This window comes from Rhizorhapis suberifaciens (assembly GCF_014200045.1).
Lineage (GTDB): Bacteria > Pseudomonadota > Alphaproteobacteria > Sphingomonadales > Sphingomonadaceae > Rhizorhapis > Rhizorhapis suberifaciens.
In genome coordinates this window covers 1-5,603 of sequence record NZ_JACHOV010000027.1, presented here as the reverse complement: position 1 = coordinate 5,603, position 5,603 = coordinate 1, and the positions used below count along the sequence as shown (strand labels likewise).

Genomic DNA, 5,603 nt, shown 5'->3' with positions numbered 1-5,603 from the left:
GGCACTGCGAACAGTTTCACCAGTTCGAATTTCTGGATCTTTCCTGAAGGCGTCCTGGGAAAGTCGCTGACGATTTTCCAGCGCTTGGGGACCTTGTGGCGTGCAATCCGGTCGAGCAGGAACTCGCGTGCGGCATCGATATCGATCGTAGTACCGGCGCTGCATTTAATCGCGACGGCGACTTCCTCGCCCCAGCGCGCGTCGGGTAAGCCAACAACCGCGCATTCGGCAACGCCGGGATAGTCGCCCAGCCTGTCTTCGATTTCGCGCGGATAGATGTTTTCGCCGCCGCGGATGATCATTTCCTTGAGGCGGCCGGTCACGCGGAGATAGCCCTTGTCATCGAGCGTTCCAAGATCGCCTGTCCGAAGAAAGCCCTCCTGGTCAAAGGCGGCCGCAGTGGCGGCGGGATTGTCGAAATACGCTTTTGTCATATAGGGACTGCGTATGCGGATCTCGCCGATCTCACCGGTTTTCAGGGTTTGGCCTGTGACGGTGTCGGCAATTCGCAGTTCCGTGTGAGGATAGGGTTGGCCGACCGTTTCGGCGATGATTTCAACCGGTTCGCCCCTGAAGGTCTTGCACATCACGCCGCCGGCCTCGGTTTGACCGAACATGACCTGGACATCGGCATGGAAGCGGTCGCGCAGCTGACGCACGAACTCCGGAGCGACCGTGGTGCCTCCTGTCTGGATGACCTCCAGGCTTGAAAGATCCCTCTTGTCAAAATCGGGATGCTCCAGAAGGGCAATGGCCATTGTGGGCACACAAGGAAACCATGCGGACTTTTCACTTTCGATCAGCCGCAAAACCTCGCCTGCCTCGAAGGCGCGCACCACGACATGCGTGCCCAATCGCGCGATGCAGCCCAGATTGGTGGTCACTGAGCCCCCGATATGGAAGAACGGCATCAGGCCCAGCCAGGAACGGTGATCTCCTATCTCGTAAAGCTCTGATCCGAGCAGCGCGTTGTTAACAATCCCACGATGATGGAGCATGACCCCCTTGGGCACCCCGGTCGTGCCTGAGGTGTACAATATCAGCGCGGTGTCGTCGGGATTGACCGTTACATCGATCGCATCCTCCGGCGTGTTCGCGAGGTGCTCCTGCCAGTCGCTGGTAAGCAACACGGTGCGTAAATCGGGTAATGCCGGACGGATTTCGTCAATAATGGCCGGCAAGTTCGTGCCGCGATGCTCGGGGTCGGCAATCAGACCCGCCGAACGGCTCTGCCGCAACAGCGATTCAACGTCCGCGGATCGCAATGCCGGATTGAGAGTCACCAATACCAAACCAGCTTGCGCCGCCGCCATTTGATAAAGAACCCATGGCCCGCTGTTGGAAGCCCAGATGGCGATATGTTCGCCGGGCTTGAAGCAACTCAGGAGGAAACGTGCCAAACGTGCCGAATCAGCGTATAGCTCATTATATGTCCACGACAGTTGGCCGTCCTTCAGGGCGAGGCGATCCCCTGCTTCTTGGGCCGCGTGGGCCAAAAGTTGCCCGACTGTCCAGTCCCGCAGCTCCGACTTGGCGGGGACTGAAAAATGTGCCTCATCCATCTGATTTCCTCATTTCTCTTTCGCTATTTAAAGTCAGGTGCTATGAAGTGCAATAGATTAGGTACTATATCCTGTTTTGCGCGAGAGGCTCTGCGATGGATTACGATTATAAAACCGGTTTCGTCAGTTATCCCGACGCGGAACCTGGCAGCCCCGCTTCCAAGGCGCCTTATATCGACCATGGCACAGACCGCGTGGACCCACGGCGCTATTATACCCATGAAGAAGCGGCTCTGGAATGGGAGCATATGTGGACCAAGAGCTGGATGTTTGTGGGACTTGCACATGACATCCCCGAGATCGGCGATTGGTTCAAGGTAGAGCTGGGCAAGGAATCCTTCATCATCGTGCGAAATGCCGAGGGTGATGAGGGTATTGCGGCCTATTTCAACGTCTGTCCGCACCGCGGCAACCGTATCGTCCATTCCGACTTTGGCAGCACCGGCAGCGGCAGTTGCTTCCAATGCGACTTCCATGGCTGGAAATTCGGTCTCGACGGCAAGAATGTGGAAATTCGGGACGAATTTCTTTTCCGGAAGGAAGCGGTCGCACATCGCCCGGGGCTGAAGCCGGTCCGCTGCGGGGTCTGGAACAGTCTTGTATTCATCAGTCTCGATCCCTCGGGCAAGTCGCTGATGGAGCATCTGGATGTCATTCCACAGCACCTCGCCCCCTACCCCTTTGAAAAATACAAGGTGATCCGGGACATCGAGACCTGTTGGAACGCCAACTGGAAAACGGCCCTTGATGCATTTATCGAATTTTATCACGCTGACGATGTGCATCCCCAATTGCTGACGTTCACCGAGACTCTCGAATGCCAGTATGATCTATATGGCAACGGCAATAGCCGGATGATCATTCCCATCGGCTATGTGACCAGCCGGAATGAGGATCGGGAGACGGTCACCGATACGCTGAAGGGCTTCCTTCAGTTCTTCGGTGGCAATCCGGACAATTACGCTCACCTGAAAGGCCATGAATATTTCAAGGCGCTGGTTGATGTGCGGAGGGAATGGGCAAAGCGTCATGGTTACGCGCATTTCGACGATCTGAGCGACAATCAGGTCAACGACGACTGGAACTATTTCGTCTTTCCGAACATCACGATCAACGTGTTCAGCGATTCGCTTCTGATCCAGATATTCTCGCCCCACGAAAGCGATCCGAGCAAGAGCCATTACCGCGCGATCTCGCTATGCTTGCCGGTTGGGGGAACGCAGGACATGGTGATGGATCCCGGTCAGTTCGGCCCCGAAGCCGTTTCCCCGCCCGGCTGGGACGGATCGGTCCGGCCCGCCAAGATCATACCTCAAACGCTTGAGGAGTTCGGTTCTGTGCTGGCGCAGGATGCAGTGCGGGTGCCCGAGGTGCAGAAAGGCATCGAATCCATGGCGTTCGATGGCTACGTCCTGTCGGAGTCGGAAACTCGCATCCGGCACTACCATGCCGAGATCGACCGGCTCATCGGCCGCCGCACTTGACACAGCTGTAGTAGCCTGGCCGGATCCGCCCAAGTGGAGGAACCGGCCAGGGCGCATATTCAAGGGCGCCAATAGCATGGGGAGCTCTGCGATTTTTTCGATGCGGCGCATCATTGAACTTTAAAAAACGGGACTCAGGACTGACGGATGACAGAAGCTGCCAACCTGTTCGAAAGCATCGAAGACCTTGAAATCAAGCTGTCGCGAACCAAGAGTTGGGGCGGGCTGGAAACAGACGCTTTCTACGCGCCCGCCGAGCGTGATTCCCATTATACGGAAAATGTCGGCGATCCCGGCAGTTATCCCTTTACCCGTGGCGCCTATCCCCAGATGTACCGCAGCCGGATGTGGACCCTGCGCAACATTGTCGGCTATGGCGCTCCCGAAGATACCCGCCAGGGCGTCGAGATGGTGCTGGCCGCAGGCGGTACCGGCATCAGCATCGTTCCCGACCCGCTGACGACCCAGAGCATCGACCCCGATCATCCTGCCTTCGGACCTGAGGTCGGGCTGGAAGGCTGTTCCTTGCCGACGCTGCGCGATGTCGATCGACTACTTCATGGTGTCGATCTGGCGAAAGTCGACACCGCCTGGCACTGGGCTGCGATGGCCTATCCGCTCGTGGCATCGGTCCATGTAAAGCGCGGCCAATCACTTGCCACGCTTCAAGGCTCCAATATGCCTGATATGCTTCAGGAAACTTTGTGCGGTTGGGGCAAGCATATGATTCCCGCCGATCTGGGTCATCGCACCACTGTCGATGAGGTGGAGTTCAGTGTCCGGAACAGCCCGCGCTGGGCGTTGGGAATGCCGCAAGCCTATGACCTTCGCGAGCGGGGCCTCACGCCCGCAGGTGAAATCGCGGTCGGAATGGCCATTATCAACAAGACAATGGAAGATTTGATCGCACGGGGGCTTAGCGTCGATGATGTAGCGCCAAGCCTTGCCTGGGTTTCAACATCGGACATCGACTTTTTCGAGGAGGTCGCCAAGTTTCGCGCATTGCGCCGCTACTGGGCAAAAACCATGAAGGAAAGGTTCGGGTCCGTGGACATGCGGGCGCAGCGGCTCCGGATCGCCTGCCACACATCAGGCAAGTCGCTCGTCTACAAGCAGCCTCTGAACAATCTTACCCGCACCGCGATCCAGGGGTTGGCTGCGCTTTGCGGCGGAATTCAATCCATGGAAGCGTGCACATATGATGAACCTGTTTGCGTACCCACGCACGAAGCCCGCGAACTCGCCACGCGCCAGCAGCAGATTCTCGCCAACGAGGTTGGCGCTGCCCGTGTCGCTGATCCGCTTGGCGGAAGCTACTATATCGAGGCGCTGACCGATCAGATCGAGGCGGCGGCCGTCGTCATGCTGAATCAGATTGAAGGCATCGGTCTGCTGGAAGCGATTGACAGCGGGGAGATGGAACGCATGATGGATGATTATAATCTGGGGTTCCAGAGAGAGCTGGACAGCGGCGAAAGAATCATGGTGGGAATTAACCGGTTCGTACCCGAGGATGACCCCGCGCCGACACGATTTAAATTCGACCGCACCAATACCTATGCGCACATCCGGCGCTTCTCCGAGCTCAAGCAACAGCGAGATAAAACCGCCTGGTCGCAATCGCTGCAGACGCTCTACAGAACCGCTCGCGACGGAAACAATCCGATGCAGGCCATGATCGACGCCTTCATCGCAGACGCCAGTATCGGCGAAATCTGGGGAACGGTGCGTGTTGCCCATGGCCATGATTTTGATCCCTATGGCCATGTCATGGCGCCGCTGGTGTACGCATGAGCCGCCCGAATACGGTCCGGTGCCTGCTCGGAATGCTGGGCACCGACGTCCACTCCAAGGGTATTCGCACGCTTGCGCGCCTGCTTGATGAAGCGGGCGGAATTGAAGTCGATTATATCGGCGAGCACAACAGCATCGAGGGAATGGCGAACGCTGTAGTCGAGAGCAAAGCCGACATCGTCGGGGTGAGTTTCTCGTCCGCCGCCTATGTTGAGTATACCCGCCAGCTGATTGAGGCGATGAAGGAAAAGGGCGTGGGCCACGTTCCGTTGATGCTCGGCGGTATGATCCACCCGGATGACATTGCGGAACTGAAAGAGATGGGCGTCGCAGGACTGTTCGGGGCGGGCTCGAAGACCCAAGACATCATATCCTTTGTGCAGAATACCGGTGCCCATAAGATATGACCGGCTATGTCGATGTTTGCGCCTTATCCGAAATCCCCAATGGCAAGCATCGCGCATATACCCTGTCCGGTACCGCCATCCTCGTCTGCCGCTCGGGCAACGATGTGTTTGCGATCGAGAACCGCTGCTCGCATCTTAATTTCCCGCTGAAAGGCGGTCGCCAAATCGGCTGCGAGATCATCTGTCCCCATCATGGCGCCCGCTTCGATTTCCGAACCGGCAAAGCAGTCGGAGGTCCGGCTGTAGACCCTATTCAGCATTTCGAGGTGCGAATCCACAATGACCGGGTCGAAATCCGCCCCAGGATAGAAAGCAAATCTTGGCTCCGCTCCGCCGAACAAAAAGATATTTGACAG

Annotated in this window: 5 protein-coding genes; 4 read left to right on the top strand and 1 reads right to left on the bottom strand. The window is 57.3% G+C overall.

The annotated features are described in order from the left end of the window. On the bottom strand, nucleotides 1-1,562 hold a 1,562-nt coding region (locus tag HNQ99_RS16300; protein WP_184477610.1), incomplete at its 3' end, for an AMP-binding protein. Between the two features lie 95 nt (nucleotides 1,563-1,657). On the opposite strand from HNQ99_RS16300, the gene HNQ99_RS16295 reads away from it, so the two are divergent. From HNQ99_RS16295 to HNQ99_RS16280, 4 genes are all read left to right on the top strand, one after another. After that, nucleotides 1,658-3,046, top strand: coding sequence for an aromatic ring-hydroxylating oxygenase subunit alpha (locus HNQ99_RS16295; RefSeq protein WP_184477608.1), 1,389 nt, complete (start codon nucleotides 1,658-1,660; stop codon nucleotides 3,044-3,046). 147 nt (nucleotides 3,047-3,193) lie between these two features. Then, complete coding sequence (locus tag HNQ99_RS16290; RefSeq protein ID WP_184477606.1) at nucleotides 3,194-4,840, top strand: methylmalonyl-CoA mutase family protein; 1,647 nt, start codon at nucleotides 3,194-3,196, stop codon at nucleotides 4,838-4,840. Next, a complete protein-coding gene (locus tag HNQ99_RS16285; RefSeq protein ID WP_184477604.1) occupies nucleotides 4,837-5,247 on the top strand; it encodes a cobalamin B12-binding domain-containing protein in 411 nt (136 codons plus the stop codon). The genes HNQ99_RS16290 and HNQ99_RS16285 overlap by 4 nt, the downstream gene beginning before the upstream one ends. Further along, complete coding sequence (locus HNQ99_RS16280; protein WP_184477602.1) at nucleotides 5,244-5,600, top strand: Rieske (2Fe-2S) protein; 357 nt, start codon at nucleotides 5,244-5,246, stop codon at nucleotides 5,598-5,600. The genes HNQ99_RS16285 and HNQ99_RS16280 overlap by 4 nt, the downstream gene beginning before the upstream one ends. Nucleotides 5,601-5,603: the final 3 nt, after the last annotated feature.

Excerpts from the sequence above, each read along its gene's own strand:
- HNQ99_RS16280 (WP_184477602.1), top strand. The coding sequence starts at position 5,244 with ATGACCGGCTATGTCGATGTTTGCGCCTTATCCGAAATCCCCAATGGC.
- HNQ99_RS16285 (WP_184477604.1), top strand. The coding sequence starts at position 4,837 with ATGAGCCGCCCGAATACGGTCCGGTGCCTGCTCGGAATGCTGGGCACC.
- HNQ99_RS16295 (WP_184477608.1), top strand. The coding sequence starts at position 1,658 with ATGGATTACGATTATAAAACCGGTTTCGTCAGTTATCCCGACGCGGAA.
- HNQ99_RS16290 (WP_184477606.1), top strand. The coding sequence starts at position 3,194 with ATGACAGAAGCTGCCAACCTGTTCGAAAGCATCGAAGACCTTGAAATC.